Below are 14,238 nucleotides of genomic sequence, written 5' to 3'. Positions count from 1 at the left end.
AACGCGCCCCACGGCGCCGAAGCGTGCCCATAAAAAACGGCAACCCTGGGGTTGCCGTTCTGCCTTCTTACTCCCATGGCGCGCCGGTTGGCTTAACCCGCCCGCTTGCTCAGCCAGGCCTCGGCGGCGGTGAGGGCTGCCTCTATCTGCTCGCGAGCAACGCCTCCCTTGGCAACCCGCTTGGCCAGGGTCGCTTCCAGCTCCAGGTTCGGGTAAACATCCTCCCCCACCACGGGGCTGAAGCGCTGGAACTCGGGGAGGGAGAGCTCTTCCAGGGGCTTTTTCACCTGGATCGCATAGACCACGGTCTCGCCGACGATATGGTGCGCCTCACGGAACGGGATGCCCTTGGCCACCAGATAGTCCGCCAGCTCGGTGGCGTTGGCGTAACCGCCCTGGGCCGCCGCCTTGGTCCGCTCGCCATTGACCTTCAGATCGATCAGCACCAGCGCCGCCATGTCGAGGCAGTCGTGCCAGGTGTCGAGGGCGTCGAACAGCCCCTCTTTGTCTTCCTGCATGTCCTTGTTGTAGGCCAGCGGCAACGCCTTGAGGCTCATCAGCATGCCCATCTGGGCGCCGACCACCCGGCCGGTCTTGCCACGAATGAGCTCCAGCGCGTCCGGGTTCTTCTTCTGGGGCATCAGAGAGGAACCTGAGGTCACCGCATCGGAGAGCTCCACAAAACCGGCTTCACCTGTGTTGTAGAAGATAAGGTCTTCGGCAAACCGCGACAGGTGGGTCATGGAGAGGGACGCCACGTGCATCAGCTCCACCACGTGATCCCGATCGGACACCGAATCCAGGCTGTTGCGGGTCGCGCCGCTAAAGCCCATGTCGAGCGCCAGGGCTTCGCGGTCGATGGCATAGGCGGTGCCCGCCAGGGCGCCGCAGCCGAGGGGGCTGGTGTCGAGGCGCTTGAGGGCATCCTGCAGACGGGAATGGTCCCGCTCCAGCATCTCCACATAGGCCAGGGCCCAGTGGGCGTAGGTGACCGGCTGGGCCCGCTGCAGGTGGGTGTAACCGGGCAGCACCGCGGCCTGGTTGGCACGGGCGGAGGCCACCAGCCCCTGTTGCAGGGCGGTAATGGAGCCGAGCAGCAGCTCACCCTGCGCCTTGCACCAGAGTTTCAGGTCGGTGGCGACCTGATCGTTGCGCGAGCGACCGGTGTGCAGTTTCTTGCCCAAATCGCCGACGGCGGCGATGAGCTGGCTCTCGACCCAGGAGTGAATGTCTTCGGCATCCGAGCTCAGGATCTGCTGGGGATCCTGCTGCACCGAGGCGAGCAGCACGTCCATCGCCTGCTGCAACTTGGCCTGCTCACCCTCGGTCAACACGCCCACCTTGACCAGCGCTTTGGCCCAGGCCATGGAGCCTTGAATATCCTGCTCCGCCAGACGGTAGTCGAACCGCAGCGAATCGTTGAACTGCTTGAACCGGCTATCGGCTCCCTGACTGAAGCGTCCACCCCAAAGTGCCATACTGCTCTCCTTGAATGCGTTGTCGGCGGCGCCTTGCGCCGTCGAACTTGAAATCTTGCCCTGTTTTTCTGCGAGCCTGTTATCTCACAGAAGCGGCCAGGGCGCAGCCGCTCTTGTCACACCCGATGAGGATGGCAAAGGGCCTCTCTGCCTGTAAAAGAGGGGGCCATGCCCCCTCGAATCAACGGGTGATAGCGCTTGCTTAGCCGTGGGTATGGTCGCCACCGATGGCTTGATGCTGCTCTTTCATGGCGCGGATCCGGCTCGCCAGAGTGTAGAGACGGATGAAACCTTCGGCATGGCTCTGGTCGTACACTTCGTCGGCACCGAAGGTGGCGAAGTCTTCGGAGTAGAGGCTGTTCGGCGACTTCTTCTGCACCGCGGTGACCTGACCCTTGTACATCTTCAGCACCACTTCACCGTCGAGCTCCTCGGCGATGGCGTTGGCGGAGGCGACAATGGCCTTGCACAGCGGGGTGAACCAGCGACCGTCATACACCAGGTGGGAGAACTCGGCACCCAGCTTTTCCCGCCAGGCGCGGGTCGGTCTGTCCAGTACCAGCTCTTCCACGGCGCGCAGTGCGGCAACCATCACGGTACCACCCGGGGTCTCGTAGCAGCCACGGGACTTCATGCCCACCATCCGGTTCTCGGTGATGTCGATCCGGCCCACGCCGTGCTTGCCGGCACGCTCGTTCAGGGTGGTCAGGATCTGGTGCGGGCTGAGCGGCTGATCGTCAACGGCGACCACTTCGCCCTTGGCCACGGTCAGCTTGACGTATTCCGGCTCGTTCGGGGCATCCTCTGCAGAGACGGTCCACTGCCAGACCGCTTCGGACGGCTCGTTCCAGGTGCTCTCCAGCTCGCCACCCTCGGTGGAGATGTGCCAGGCGTTGGCGTCGCGGCTGTAGATCTTCTTCAGGGTCGCCTTGCAGGGGATGTTGCGGGCTTCCAGATAGGCCAGCAGATCTTCCCGGGAACGCATGTCCCACAACCGCCACGGGGCGATCACTTTCAGCTGGGGCGCCAGAGCAGCCACCGCCCCTTCGAACCGCACCTGGTCGTTGCCCTTGCCGGTGCAACCGTGGGAGATGGCATCAGCCCCTTCCGCCAGGGCAGCCTCGACCATCGCCTTGGCGATCACCGGACGGGCCATGGAGGTACCCAGCAGGTAGGTGCCTTCATAGACGGCGCCGGTCTTCAGGGTCGGGTAGACATACTCTTTGACGAACTCTTCCCGCAGATCCTTGACGATGCACTTGACCGCGCCGGAGGCGATGGCCTTCTGCTCGATACCTTCCAGATCGTCACGCTCCTGGCCCACGTCGGCGACGAAGGCGATGATTTCAGCGTCATAGTGCTCCTTCAGCCAGGGAATGATGGCCGAGGTATCCAGTCCGCCCGAGTAAGCCAGTACGATCTTGTTGATTCCGCTCATTTACTTCTCTCCGTGATGATTCGATAAAAAGGGGTGATTCCGGGTCGGTTGCCGGATTACTTCTGGCCCTGTCCGAACAGGGTCAGCAGCACGGCGTTCTGGATATGCATCCGGTTTTCTGCCTCATCCATGATGAGGGAGGCTGGGCCGTCCATGACCTCCGAGGTGATCTCCAGCTCCCGGTGGGCCGGCTGGCAGTGCAGCACATGCTGGATGCCGGTCCGATCGAGCAGGGCCTGGTTGATCTGATAAGGCATGAAGATATCTTTTACCTGCTCCATTGGTGTGTTGTCACCCATGGAAACCCAGGTATCGGTATAAACCACGTCAAAGCCTTCGATATCCGCGACATCATCGCTGATATGTATGGTCGCGCCAGATTGAGCTGCCAGCGCCTGGGCCTGCAGGAAGATCTGGGTATCCGGGCCATGGCCTTTCGGGCAGACCAGGGTCACATCGGTACCGAGGGTCGCCCCCAGCAGCAGCAGGGAGTGGCTCACGTTGTTGCCATCGCCGAGATAGGCCAGCTTCACCTTGGACAGATCGCTGTAGTGCTCGCTGATGGTCATGAAATCCGCCAGCCCCTGGCAGGGGTGGTAGAGGTTGCACAGGCTGTTGACCACAGGCACCGAGCCGAACTCGGCCAGCTCGACCAGGGTCTGGTGATCGAACACCCGGGCGACGATGGCGTCACACCAGCGGGACAGGTTGCTGGCGAAATCCTTCACCGACTCCCGCTTGCCGAGCGCCCCGTTCTGTTGATCCAGATAGACGCTGTGACCGCCCAGTTTGGCGATGCCGATGTCGAAGGTGACCCGGGTACGCAGGGAGGGCTTCTCGAACAGGGTGACCACGCTCTTGCCCGCCAGGGCCTGGCTGTATTTCTTCGGATCGGCCTTGACCGCCTTGCCAAGCGCCAGCAGCGCCTCGATCTGGGCCTTGCTTAAATCACTGTCTTTCAGAAGATGTTGCATCGGATTGTCCTTTTCCCGGTGGAGATCAGAGGGTGACCTGGGTGCCGACCGCGCCGCCAGCCAGCAGCTTGAGCAGCTGATCCGGGTAGCGCCAACTGGCGACACAGACCGGCTTGCCCAGAGTTTCGGCGGCGTGCAGGGCGGCTTTCACCTTGACGGCCATGCCGTCCGTGATAACTCCCTTCTCCATCAGGTCCAGCGCGCTCTGCTTGTCCAATTGCGGCACCAGCTTGCCCTTGCCATCCAGAATGCCGCTCACATCCGACAGCATCACCAGATCGGCACCCAGCGCTTCGGCGATGGCGGTGGCCGCCTGATCCGCATTGACGTTCATCATCTGTCCGTCGGCGGTGATGCCGATGGAGCTCACCACCGGCAGGAAGCCCTGCCCCAGGATGCCGGCCACCAGCGCCGGGTTGCCCGGCTTGCAGTCACCGACCGCACCGAGATCCGGATCGAGCTGGGTCACCTGGCACAGACCGCCGTCGGCGAGGCACAGACCCACAGCAGGAATGCCGGTGGAGATGGCCTTGGCCATCATCATTTTGTTGGCGGTCCCGGCCAGGGCACCGGCAATCACGGGGATCTGCTCGAACGGGGTCACCCGCAGGCCGTTCTTCTTGGTGGAGGTCATGCCCAGCCCCTTGAGCAGGTCGTCCACCAGGCAGCCACCACCGTGCACCAGCACCAGAGGACGGTGCTGATCATCCAGGAAGGTCTTCAGGGTGGCGAACAGGGCAGTCAGGGCCTCGTCGTTCTCGATCAGGGCACCACCCAACTTGATTACCAGCGTCTGCTTGTCCATCTTCTCGATCCTTTCTTAAAGCGTTAAATCAGGCCGGTGGCCGGTTCAAAACCAAACTTGATATTTATGCACTGCATGGCTTGCGAGGCGGCCCCCTTGAGCAGGTTGTCGATGGCAGAAACCACCACCAGCATGTTGCCCTGCTGCTGCCAGGCGATGTCGCAGTAGGGCGTGCTCGCCACGCCACGGATGGAGGGCATCTGGCCGGTGAGGCGTACCAGCGGCTTGCCTTCGTAGGCCTTGAGGTAGGCCTGATCCACCTGGGTCGGCGTCACCCCTTCCGCCAGTTGCACATAGATGGTGGCCAGGATGCCCCGCACATAGTTGCCGAGGTGGGGCTGGAACAGCACCTCCTTGCCGAGGTGGTGGCTGATCTCCGGCTGGTGCCTGTGATTGAAGGTGCCGTAGGGATTGAGGCTCACTTCGCAGAAACTGGTGTTGATGGCGGCCTTGCGACCGGCCCCGGAGACGCCGGAAACCGCATTGATGATGGGCTGCCACCCCTGGGCAATCAGCCCGGCCTGTTGCAGCGGCTTGAGGGCGCACAGGGAGGCGGTCGGGTAGCATCCCGGCACGGCAATCAGCTGGGCGGCCTTGACGGCATCGGCATTCCACTCGGCCAGACCGTAGGCGGCCTGCTCCAGCCACTGCTCATTCTCGTGGGTGAAGCCGTAGAAGGAGGAGTAGAACTGCTGATCGTTGACCCGGAAGGCACCGGAGAGATCGAACACCGGCAACCCCTTGGCCAGGAACTTGGGCGCGAGTTCCGCACTCACCTCGTGAGCAGTAGCCAGCACCACCAGATCGGCCTGGGTCAGGATCCGGGTCATGCCGTCTTCGTCCAGAGGCAGCAGCGGCTGATCCAGCTTGCCCACCCACTGGGGATGCAGGGAAGAGAAACGTTTGTGGGCGTCCTGGCTGCCGGCGGAAACATAGAGGCCGAACAGCTCGAGTTGTGGATGGTTCTGGACCAGAGCGGCCAGTTCGGCCCCCGCGTAGCCACTGGCACCGACGATAACGGTCTTAAGCATGTTTGAGTATTCCAAGTCTGGGTTCGAAATTCACAGCATGGTGCTGCGGTGCAAGGGGTCGGCTATCGCCCCTTTGATGCAACGAGTGCGGAGGGGCAATTCAGGCGGATATGCGTCGTCGGTTACAGATCAGGTGACAGAACATTAACTTTCCCTTACAACTAGAGGCCTTGTCGATGAGCACTCGAACAGAATATTCATGCACTCACTTTGCATTTGTATTTTCTAACAGAAACACTCCGGGGACGCAAGGAGGAGCTGATGGCCAAACTGGATTTTTTTTCACTTTATAAGAATATTATTGCGATTCCCTCTATCAGCAGCACGGATACTCGCTGGGATCAGAGCAACGAGGCGGTGATCCGGCTGCTGGCCGACTGGTTCGGCCAGCTTGGGTTCCAGTGCGAGGTCACGGCCCTGCCGGATCTGCCGGGCAAGTTCAACCTGGTGGCGACCTATGGTCAGGGAGAAGGGGGGCTGCTGCTCGCGGGTCACACGGATACCGTTCCCTTCGATGAAGGAGCCTGGACCAAAGACCCCTTCAAGGTGACCGAAGAGGGCAACCGCCTGTACGGGCTCGGCACCATCGACATGAAGGGCTTCTTCGCCTTTATCGTGGAAGCGCTCAAGGAGGTCGACCTCAAGACCCTGAGCAAGCCGCTGCGCATCCTGGCCACCGCCGATGAAGAGACCACCATGGCCGGGGCCCGCGCCATCGCCGCCGCAGCCGAACTCAAACCCGACTACGCGGTGATCGGCGAACCCACCGGGCTGGTGCCCGTGGTGGCCCACAAGGGCCACATGTCGGAAGCCATTCGCATCACAGGCCGAAGCGGCCACAGTTCGGATCCCGCCAACGGCGTCAACGCCATGGAGATCATGCACAAGGCCATGGGTCAGGTGCTCAGGCTCCAGCAGGATCTGAAGGAGAAGTACGCGGATCACCGCTTCGCCGTGCCCCAGCCCACCCTGAACCTCGGCTACATCCAGGGGGGCGACAGCCCGAACCGCATCTGCGGCTGCTGCGAGCTGCACATCGACATGCGTCCCACCCCGCAGGTGGGTCCCGACGAGCTGATGGGCATGTTGAAAGAGGCGCTCTCCCCCATCGAGATCCACCAGCCCGGCTGCCTGCACCTGCAGCACCTGCACGAACCCATTCCGGCCTATGCCTGCCAGGATGACTCCGAGCTGGTGCGGGAGGCGGAAAAGGCGAGCGGCCGGGCCGCCGAGTCCGTGAACTATTGCACCGAAGCCCCCTTTATCCAGCAACTGGGTTGCGAGACCATAGTGATGGGCCCAGGCCATATCACCCAGGCCCACCAGCCCGATGAATACCTGGATCTGTCGTTCGTCAAGCCGACCACGGCGGTGCTGCAGCACCTGATCAGGCGCTTCTGCGTCTAGCCAAATAGGGATGTAAGTAAGTTACATGACAGGCGCCTTGGGACAGGTGAGGGAAATACATGTTCTGAATCGGCTTGTTATTTGACCTTGCGCAGACAATCTGGGTAGATTGTCCCCCTAAGATGACGGAGCATATGTTGTAATCGCACAACAATAAGTGAGGTCGCCTCCCGCCTGGAAGGTCAGGAGGCACCAACAAAATAAGGATGTGGAATGAACGAAAAGTACGCCGCACTACGGGCCAACGTAGGCATGTTGGGCCAACTGCTGGGTAAATCCATCAAGGATCATCAGGGGCAGGCCTTCCTCGACAAGATTGAGACCATTCGCCAACTTGCCAAGTCTTCCCGCAAGGGGAACGAGGCAGACAGAGAGCGCCTGCTCGACACCCTGCGTACCCTCTCCGATGACGAACTGCTGCCCGTGGCCCGTGCCTTCAGCCAGTTCCTCAACCTGGCGAACGTGGCGGAGCAGTTCCACACCATCTCCCGTCGCTGCGAAGAGCAGGTCTGCACCCCGGACCCGCTGGAGCAGATGTTCGACAAGCTGAAAGCCTCCAACCTGTCCCAGGAGGCCATCATCCAGGCCGTGCGCGAGCTGGACATCGATCTGGTGCTGACCGCTCACCCCACCGAGGTGACCCGTCGCACCCTGATCCACAAGCACGTGCAGCTCAACGACTGCCTCGAGGCCCTGGAACTCTCCGATCTGCTGCCCCGCGAGCGGGACAAGATCCAGAGTCGCATCGAGCAACTGGTCAACCAGGCCTGGCACACCAACGAGATCCGCGAACAGCGCCCGACCCCGGTGGACGAAGCCAAGTGGGGCTTCGCCGTGGTGGAAAACAGCCTGTGGCCGGCCATCCCCGAATTCATGCGCAATCTGGACGAGCGCCTGCAACACCATCTGGGTGTGCGGCTGCCGCTGGATGCCGCGCCGGTCAAGTTCACCTCCTGGATGGGCGGTGACCGCGACGGCAACCCCTTCGTCACCGCCAAGGTGACCGCCGAAGTGCTGGAGCTGGGCCGCTGGATGGCGGTGAGCCTGTTCTACAAGGACATCAAGGAGCTCACCTCCGAGCTCTCCATGGCCGATTGCACTGACGCCGTGCGTGCCCGGGTCGGTGATAACCCGGAACCCTATCGCGCCCTGGTGCGGGAGCTGCGCGAGCAACTGCGCGAGACCCAGGAGTACCTGACCGCCAAGGTACAGGGCCAGGCGAGCGAGAGCCGGGATCTGGTCAAGAGCACCGCCCAGCTGCGCGAGCCCCTGGAGCTCTGCTACCACTCCCTGCACGCCTGCGGCATGGGCAACATCGCCGACGGCATGCTGCTGGACGTGCTGCGCAAGCTGGCCTGCTTCGGCATCCACCTGGTCAAGCTGGACATCCGTCAGGATGGCGAGCGTCACGGCCAGGTCTTCTCCGAGCTGACCCGCTACCTGGGTGTGGGCGACTACGCCGAGTGGAGCGAAGAGGACAAGCAGGCCTTCCTGCTGCGCGAGCTGAACTCCCGCCGCCCCCTCATCCCGAGCGACTGGGATCCCAGTGCCGAGACCCGCGAGACCATCGACACCTGTCGCGTCATCGCCCAGCACGACCCCGATGCGTTCGGCATCTATATCATCTCCATGGCCGGTGCCCCGTCCGATGTCTTGGCGGTCCAGCTGTTGCTGAAGGAAGCCGGCTGCAAGTTCCGCATGCCGGTAGCCCCGCTGTTCGAGACTCAGGAAGACCTGATGGCGGGCACCGCCGTGATGGAACGCCTGCTGTCGGTGGACTGGTATCGCGGTTACATCCAGGGCCGTCAGTACGTGATGATCGGCTACTCCGACTCCGCCAAGGATGCGGGCATGATGGCCGCAGGCTGGGCCCAGTACGCCGCCATGGAATCCCTGGTGGCGCTGGCTGAAGCCAACAACATCCGCCTCACCCTGTTCCATGGCCGCGGCGGTACCGTCGGCCGTGGCGGCGCCCCCGCCCATCAGGCGATCCTCTCCCAACCCCCGGGATCCCTGCGCGGCGGCCTGCGGGTCACCGAACAGGGGGAGATGATCCGCTTCAAGTTCGGCCTGCCGAAAGTGGCCATCCAGAGCCTGAACCTCTACACCAGCGCCGTGCTGGAGGGGAACCTGCTGCCGCCGCCCAAGCCGAAAGAGAGCTGGCGCGCCGTGATGGAGCAGCTGGCGTCTGTCTCCTGCGATCACTACCGCAGTATCGTGCGCGGTCACCCGGACTTCGTGCCTTACTTCCGTGCTGCCACCCCGGAGATGGAGCTCGGCAAGCTGCCGCTCGGTTCCCGCCCCGCCAAGCGCAAGCCCAACGGCGGTGTCGAGAGCCTGCGCGCCATCCCCTGGATCTTCGCCTGGACCCAGAACCGGCTGATGTTGCCGGCCTGGCTCGGCGCCCACAAGGGATTGCAACAGGCCATCGACGACGGCCAGAAGAGCGTGCTGGACGAGATGAGCCGCCAGTGGCCCTTCTTCCGCACCCGTCTCGAAATGCTGGAGATGGTGTTCCTCAAGGCCGACCTCTGGCTGGCGGAATACTATGACACCCGCCTGGTACCGGAGAACCTGTGGGCACTCGGCAAGCAGCTGCGTCAGGAGCTTGCCGACTCCATCGAAGTGGTGCTGAAACTGCGCCCGCAGGGCGACCTGCTGGACGATCAGCCCTGGATCAAGGAGTCCATCAAGCTGCGCAACCCCTACACAGACCCGCTCAATGTGCTGCAGGCCGAGCTGCTCAATCGCTCCCGCAACCACCCGGAGACCCTGCACCCCGAGCTGGATCAGGCGCTGATGGTCACCATCGCCGGCATCGCCGCCGGCATGCGCAACACCGGCTGATCCCGGACCGTTGCAAACAAGGGCGCCCCGGCGCCCTTTTTCGTCTCTGCCGGGCACGGGGATCCCGATATTGCCGCCAGCACAGCCCCCTCTAAGGGAAAAAAACATCCACAACAAACAGGGCGCCATGATGGCGCCCTGTTTTATTTCGCGATATAGCCTTTCATCAGGAGACCTGGTTGCGACCACGACGTTTTGCCTCGTAAAGTCGCTGGTCCACACACTGAAGCCAGTCATCCATGCGCCTGTAACTCATCTGATAGGGTGTGAGCCCCACGCTGATGGTGACGGTGATCGCCTGATGCTGGTACAGGAAGGTGTGCTGCTCCACCTGGCGCCGGATGCGCTCCATGATGGTGTGGGCCTCCTCCAGGGTCGTGCCCCGCAGCAGCAGGATGAACTCCTCCCCGCCAAATCGCGCCACCAGATCCTTGCTGCGCACCGCCTGCATCAGCAGCCCCGCCAGCGACGCCAGCACGGCATCTCCGGCAAGGTGTCCATATACATCATTGATTTGTTTGAAGAAGTCGATATCTATCAAGGCCAGGCAGCAGGCCTCCCCTTCGGCAGGATGGTGCTGGACGTGATCCAGCAACACGTTGGCCTGCTGGAAAAAGCTGCTGCGGTTGGGCAGCTTGGTCAAGAAGTCATGCTCGGCGTTGAAGCGCAGCACCCGCTCCATGCGACTGCGCTCGTCCTCCAGGTTGCGGGCGTGGATAAGGGTGCCAAGGGCCGTGGTGAGGGGCTCGAGCAGGCTGACATGGGTCTCGTCAAAGCCACCCGGGCGGTTGGCCAGAGCGATCATGCCGATCGCCTCTCCCTTGTGGCGGATGGGAATGCCGAGGAAGCTCTCCAGGTGCGGATGACCACGGGGGGAGACACCGCGACTGGCTGGATGGCTCGGCAGATCGTTGCAGCACACCAGGGTATTGTGGGTCACCACGTGCCCAAACAGGTTGTCGAGCTTGCTGAAGATGAGCCCGCCCCGGCTCTGGCGCTGCTGCTCATACCAGGCATGGGTCGCCTCGTCCCAGGAGACATTGGAGATGGAGGGAACATAGAGACTGGGACGACCATCCTCGTACTGGATGATGCCGATGAAACCATAGGAGCTTTCGCTCACGCTCAGCAGCCGCTCGAAGACGGTGTCGCAGGCGGAGCCGAGATTGCGATCGAGCAGAAAACTCTGGTGCGCGGCCACCACGATGTCAAACAGCTGGCTCTGCTGCTCGACCCGCTGCTTGGCCATCACAGCCGAGGTAATGTCGTGCGCCAGCTTGACCACCCCCAGCAGGGTGCCGGCCTCGTCGCTCACGGGCATGTAGGTGGCATGGAGCCAGAGGGGGCTGCCACCTTGCCTGACCCGGCGAAACTCCCCCGACTGGATCTCGCCACCCAATACCTTCTGCCAGAAGAGATCATGCTCTGCCTGCAGATCCGGCGGCAACAGCATGAGATGGGACTGGCCCACCAGCGCTTCGGGGGGATAGCCCAGCATGTCGCAAAACAGGGGGTTGACCGACACCATGCGACCATCGAGATCGAACTCGACCATGCCATAGGCCCGATCAAGGGCGGTCAGCCTGGCAAGGGTCTCATATCGATCCATCGCGTCGATATCGCGAGCGCAAAGTGCTGTGGTATTCATGGCTACGATTCCTTTCGATCGCCGGCGCATTGCATTGGAATGCGGGGACAAGTGCCCAAATCATAGGATCCGGCACCCGGTTACGCTAACACAGGCCCCGATTGGGTGTGAAGACTGGTTCTTGCCACATCCGGCTCCCGGGCGCAGACTGTCTGGCCTTGCCACGGTTCGAGGAGACCCCATGACACCCGCCATCAACTTGCTGAAAAAGCTCAAGATCCCCCACAGGCTCTACCCCTACGAGTGTGAAGCCCACGACGACTTCGGCAAGCATGCCGCCACCCAACTGGGTCTGCCCGAGGCGCAGGTGTTCAAGACCCTGCTCGCCCATCACGACAAGCAGGCGGTGGTGGCCATCGTGCCCTCCTCGGGCATGTGCAGCCTCAAGCAGCTCGCCAAGGCCACCGGGCTCAAGAAGGTGGAGATGATGAAGCCGGCGGAAGCCGAAAAGCTGACCGGCTACAAGGTGGGTGGCATCAGCCCCCTGGCCCAGAAGAAGCTGCTGCCCACCGTGCTGGACGACTCCGCCATGGCCTTCGACGAGATCCTGGTGAGCGGTGGCAAGCGGGGGCTCTCGGTCGGCGTGGCCCCCGGGGACATGGTTCGGCTGATGAACTGGATTGCGGCCCCCATCGGCGATCACCACGACTAAACAAACAGAAGAGGCACCATGACTGGCGCCTCTTGCGTCTGGATGTCGGATCTGGCGCCTTGCGGGCGAAGCGCCCAAGGAACCCGACCGGAAACCGCCCCGTCCCGGCGGGTGATCTGCCGCCCTCAACACGCCGCAGAGCGGTAGGCGGCGGTCAGTTCGGAGAGTCGGCGACGCTGACGCCCGGCATGGTCGAAGTTGCCGTCCTCCAGCCAGCGCTCGAAGCACCCTTTCAGGGCGGGCCACTCGCTGTCGATGACGGAGAACCAGGCCGTATCCCGGTTGTGTCCCTTGTCCACCCGCGCCTGACGGAAGGTCCCCTCATAGTGAAAGCCCAGGCGCAGGGCCGCCTGGCGCGAAGGCAGGTTCAGGGCATTGCACTTCCATTCATAGCGCCGGTATCCCAGGGCAAAGGCATTGGCCATCATCAACACCATGGCCGCCGTCGCCAGCCGTGACTGCTGCATGGCGGGGGAGAAGTGCAGCCAGCCCACCTCGATGCTGCCCGCCAGGGGATCGATGCGCAGGTAGCTCGCCAGCCCCAGCGCCCGTCCGCTCCCCTCGTCGATGATGCCGTAGAACTGGGGATCCCGCTTGGTGGCGACCTCCCGCAGCCAGACCCCCATGGCGGCCTCGTCCGCGAAAGGGCCGCTGGTCAGGTAAGTCCACATGGCCCCGCTGTCGGCACTGAATGCCTGCCACAGATCCCCCAGGTGGCGCTCGGGATCAAGGGGCTCGAGACGACAGCCCCAGCCATGCAGTGCGCGGTGGGGAGGGAACTCGGCGCCGCGCCATTCTGGCAGCGCACGCCCCAGAGGCTGCCCAAAGTCGTTGAAAAGGGCGGCACCGGGCAGGGAGGCGTCGCCCCCCTCATTGCAACGTTCAACAGGCACAGGCAATTCCCCCTTCCAGCAGCACTCCGGGCTCGCTGCCCGTGGCGACGGCGAAACCGTCCTGACGCCACCAGTGCAGACCCCCTATCAACTCCTTGACCTCAAACCCGAGGGACGCCAGCTTGTAGGCCCCCTGGGTCGAACCGTTGCAGCCGATGCCGTCGCAATAGCAGACATACACCAGGTTCCGGTCCAGTGCCGCCGTGGTCGTCGCCGTCATGGTCCTGTGGGGGAAGGAGATGGCGCCGGGAATGTGCCCCTCGGCATAGTGTGCGGGGGAGCGGGTATCGATGACCACGATCCCCGCCGCCCCGGCCAGCAGATCGGCGGCCAGATCCGCCGGATCGGTACGAAACTTCAGCTGGGCCTCGAAAAAGGCGCTGGCTTCGGCGGCCCCTGCCACCCCTGTGCTCAATACATGACTCATCCTGAACGCTCCTGATGACTAGATGACGATCTCTGTGGTGACGACGGTGTTGACCGAGTTGGCGATGAAGCACTCCTCATGGGCCTGGTGGTGCAACTGCTCCAGATCCGCCAAGGCGGGCTCCCGCTCTCCCCCGAAGATCACCCTGGGACGCAGGGTGACCCGGGTCATGGCGAGGCGACCTTGTCCGTTTTTCGCCATGATGCCGACCGCTTCGTCCCGGTAGCTCTCTACCCGATAGCCCGCCTTCGCCGCCAGCCAGAGGAAGGTGAGCATGTGGCAACTGGAGAGGGCCGCCACAAACGCCTCTTCCGGGTCCACATGTTCCGCCACCGAGTAAGGCAGCGGCACCACATGGGGAGAGGAGGAGGCCGGCACCCTGACCCCGCCATCAAACGCCCACTCATGGGCCCGGCTGTAACGCTGATCGACGAAGGGCTCATGCTCCCCCCGCTGCCAACTGATGGTGGCACTGTATTCCGACATGCAGACTCCTTGTGTTGCCAATCCGTGCCGCCTGCTGGCGCCACCCTGTGACCACCAATGTAGCGACAAAATGGCCTTGCCACGCCGACCAATTTTGCCAATATGGGCAGACCAATTTCATCGAGCCGCCACCATGACCATCCACCCCACCC

At 62.9% G+C, this 14,238-nt stretch carries 12 protein-coding genes; 3 read left to right on the top strand and 9 right to left on the bottom strand.

Annotation, left to right across the window (positions count from 1 at the left end):
* Nucleotides 1-92 precede the first annotated feature (92 nt).
* The 5 genes from argH to argC form a co-directional block, all read right to left on the bottom strand.
* A complete protein-coding gene (argH, locus tag AB5Y68_RS20410) occupies nucleotides 93-1,478 on the bottom strand; it encodes an argininosuccinate lyase (RefSeq protein WP_039040567.1) in 1,386 nt (461 codons plus the stop codon).
* Nucleotides 1,479-1,680: 202 nt separating this feature from the next.
* On the bottom strand, nucleotides 1,681-2,916 hold the full coding sequence (locus AB5Y68_RS20405; RefSeq protein WP_010675687.1) for an argininosuccinate synthase: 1,236 nt from the start codon (nucleotides 2,914-2,916) through the stop codon (nucleotides 1,681-1,683).
* 56 nt (nucleotides 2,917-2,972) lie between these two features.
* Entirely contained in the window at nucleotides 2,973-3,890 is a 918-nt protein-coding gene (locus AB5Y68_RS20400; RefSeq protein ID WP_010675688.1) for an ornithine carbamoyltransferase, read from the bottom strand.
* Between the two features lie 25 nt (nucleotides 3,891-3,915).
* Nucleotides 3,916-4,695, bottom strand: coding sequence for an acetylglutamate kinase (argB, locus tag AB5Y68_RS20395; RefSeq protein WP_010675689.1), 780 nt, complete (start codon nucleotides 4,693-4,695; stop codon nucleotides 3,916-3,918).
* Between the two features lie 23 nt (nucleotides 4,696-4,718).
* The gene (gene argC, locus AB5Y68_RS20390) at nucleotides 4,719-5,726 is read right to left on the bottom strand and encodes an N-acetyl-gamma-glutamyl-phosphate reductase (RefSeq protein ID WP_010675690.1); all 1,008 of its coding nucleotides are present in this window, start codon (nucleotides 5,724-5,726) and stop codon (nucleotides 4,719-4,721) included.
* Nucleotides 5,727-5,987: 261 nt separating this feature from the next.
* On the opposite strand from argC, the gene argE reads away from it, so the two are divergent.
* Nucleotides 5,988-7,133 (top strand): acetylornithine deacetylase, encoded by a 1,146-nt coding sequence (gene argE / locus AB5Y68_RS20385; RefSeq protein WP_039040568.1) that lies wholly within the window; start codon nucleotides 5,988-5,990, stop codon nucleotides 7,131-7,133.
* Nucleotides 7,134-7,346: 213 nt separating this feature from the next.
* Nucleotides 7,347-9,980, top strand: a complete 2,634-nt coding sequence (ppc, locus tag AB5Y68_RS20380; RefSeq protein WP_010675692.1) for a phosphoenolpyruvate carboxylase — start codon at nucleotides 7,347-7,349, stop codon at nucleotides 9,978-9,980.
* A 166-nt stretch (nucleotides 9,981-10,146) separates the two neighbouring features.
* Here the strand turns inward: ppc and AB5Y68_RS20375 are convergent, their stop codons facing one another.
* Nucleotides 10,147-11,628: a sensor domain-containing diguanylate cyclase gene (locus AB5Y68_RS20375; protein WP_042014802.1), complete on the bottom strand. Its 1,482-nt coding sequence runs from the start codon at nucleotides 11,626-11,628 to the stop codon at nucleotides 10,147-10,149.
* A gap of 181 nt (nucleotides 11,629-11,809) precedes the next feature.
* Here AB5Y68_RS20375 and ybaK point away from each other — a divergent pair, with 181 nt between their 5' ends.
* Entirely contained in the window at nucleotides 11,810-12,280 is a 471-nt protein-coding gene (gene ybaK, locus AB5Y68_RS20370; RefSeq protein WP_010675694.1) for a Cys-tRNA(Pro) deacylase, read from the top strand.
* Nucleotides 12,281-12,405: 125 nt separating this feature from the next.
* Here ybaK and AB5Y68_RS20365 read toward each other — a convergent pair whose 3' ends face one another.
* From AB5Y68_RS20365 to AB5Y68_RS20355, 3 genes are read right to left on the bottom strand one after another with little or no spacing between them, the layout of a single operon-like run.
* Nucleotides 12,406-13,173: a GNAT family N-acetyltransferase gene (locus AB5Y68_RS20365; protein ID WP_234704033.1), complete on the bottom strand. Its 768-nt coding sequence runs from the start codon at nucleotides 13,171-13,173 to the stop codon at nucleotides 12,406-12,408.
* Entirely contained in the window at nucleotides 13,163-13,600 is a 438-nt protein-coding gene (locus AB5Y68_RS20360) for a rhodanese-like domain-containing protein (protein WP_039040570.1), read from the bottom strand. Before AB5Y68_RS20360 ends, AB5Y68_RS20365 begins: the two co-directional genes overlap by 11 nt.
* 18 nt (nucleotides 13,601-13,618) lie before the next feature.
* Nucleotides 13,619-14,086, bottom strand: coding sequence for an OsmC family protein (locus AB5Y68_RS20355; RefSeq protein ID WP_039040571.1), 468 nt, complete (start codon nucleotides 14,084-14,086; stop codon nucleotides 13,619-13,621).
* Between the last annotated feature and the right edge of the window lie 152 nt (nucleotides 14,087-14,238).

Origin of the sequence: Aeromonas sp. R6-1, from assembly GCF_040908165.1 — a bacterium.
In the GTDB taxonomy this organism is placed as follows: domain Bacteria; phylum Pseudomonadota; class Gammaproteobacteria; order Enterobacterales; family Aeromonadaceae; genus Aeromonas; species Aeromonas caviae.
The sequence above is the reverse complement of the archived record's forward strand: the minus strand, read 5'-3'. Positions and strand labels throughout refer to the sequence as shown.

Bases quoted from the DNA above. Each gene is read 5' to 3' on its own strand.
- AB5Y68_RS20375 (WP_042014802.1), bottom strand. From the start codon at position 11,628: ATGAATACCACAGCACTTTGCGCTCGCGATATCGACGCGATGGATCGA.
- ybaK (WP_010675694.1), top strand. From the start codon at position 11,810: ATGACACCCGCCATCAACTTGCTGAAAAAGCTCAAGATCCCCCACAGG.
- argH (WP_039040567.1), bottom strand. From the start codon at position 1,478: ATGGCACTTTGGGGTGGACGCTTCAGTCAGGGAGCCGATAGCCGGTTC.
- argE (WP_039040568.1), top strand. From the start codon at position 5,988: ATGGCCAAACTGGATTTTTTTTCACTTTATAAGAATATTATTGCGATT.
- AB5Y68_RS20400 (WP_010675688.1), bottom strand. From the start codon at position 3,890: ATGCAACATCTTCTGAAAGACAGTGATTTAAGCAAGGCCCAGATCGAG.
- AB5Y68_RS20405 (WP_010675687.1), bottom strand. From the start codon at position 2,916: ATGAGCGGAATCAACAAGATCGTACTGGCTTACTCGGGCGGACTGGAT.
- argB (WP_010675689.1), bottom strand. From the start codon at position 4,695: ATGGACAAGCAGACGCTGGTAATCAAGTTGGGTGGTGCCCTGATCGAG.
- AB5Y68_RS20360 (WP_039040570.1), bottom strand. From the start codon at position 13,600: ATGAGTCATGTATTGAGCACAGGGGTGGCAGGGGCCGCCGAAGCCAGC.
- AB5Y68_RS20355 (WP_039040571.1), bottom strand. From the start codon at position 14,086: ATGTCGGAATACAGTGCCACCATCAGTTGGCAGCGGGGGGAGCATGAG.
- argC (WP_010675690.1), bottom strand. From the start codon at position 5,726: ATGCTTAAGACCGTTATCGTCGGTGCCAGTGGCTACGCGGGGGCCGAA.
- ppc (WP_010675692.1), top strand. From the start codon at position 7,347: ATGAACGAAAAGTACGCCGCACTACGGGCCAACGTAGGCATGTTGGGC.